We start from the raw sequence: 766 nt of genomic DNA on the forward strand, positions 1-766 counted from the left end.
GTGCAGCAGCGTGCTCTTGCCCGAGCCCGACGCGCCGACCACCGCCACCGTCTCGCCGGCGCGCACGCTCAGCGCCACGCCCTGCAGCACGTGCACGTCGAGCCCGCCTTCGCTGAAGCGCTTGTGCAGCGCCTGCGCATCGATCACCAGCTCGCGTGCGTCACTCATAGCGCAGCGCCTCCGCCGGTTGCACGCGGCTCGCGCGCCAGCTCGGGTAGAGCGTCGCAACGAACGACAGCACGAGCGAGATCAGCGTGATCGGCACGATGTCGGCGGCCTGCGGGTCGCTCGGCATGCGGCTGATCAGGTAGATGCTCGACGGCAGGAAGCTGGTGCGCAGCAGGTGCTCGATGAACGGCACGATCACGTCGATGTTCAGCGCGATCAACAGCCCGAAGCCGACGCCCGACAGCGTGCCGATGATGCCGGAGGCCGCGCCCTGCACCATGAAGATGCCCATGATCGAGCGCGGGCTCGCGCCCAGCGTGCGCAGGATCGCGATGTCGGCCTGCTTGTCGGTGACGGTCATCACGAGGGTCGAGACGAGGTTGAAGGCGGCCACCGCGACGATCAGCGTCAGGATGATGAACATCAGCCGCTTCTCGAGCTGCACCGCGGAGAACCAGTTGCGGTTGGTGCGCGTCCAGTCGCTGACGATGAACTGCGGGCCGAAGGCCTGCGACAGCTGCTCGGCGACATCGCGCGCCTGGAACAGATCCTTCAGGCGCAGCTGCACGCCGGTCGGGCCGTCGGTGCGGAACAGCTT

General features: G+C 67.9%; 2 protein-coding genes. Both read right to left on the reverse strand.

Features of this window, described 5'->3' with window-relative positions; genetic code table 11:
• The coding region (locus AC1D15_RS35440) for an ATP-binding cassette domain-containing protein (protein WP_477829774.1) at window positions 1-168 on the reverse strand (168 nt) is incomplete at its 3' end.
• Window positions 161-766 (reverse strand): FtsX-like permease family protein (locus AC1D15_RS35445; RefSeq protein WP_477829773.1); only part of this gene is annotated, 606 nt, incomplete at its 5' end. The genes AC1D15_RS35445 and AC1D15_RS35440, both read right to left, overlap by 8 nt.

This window comes from Rhizobacter sp. P2_H2 (assembly GCF_056403375.1).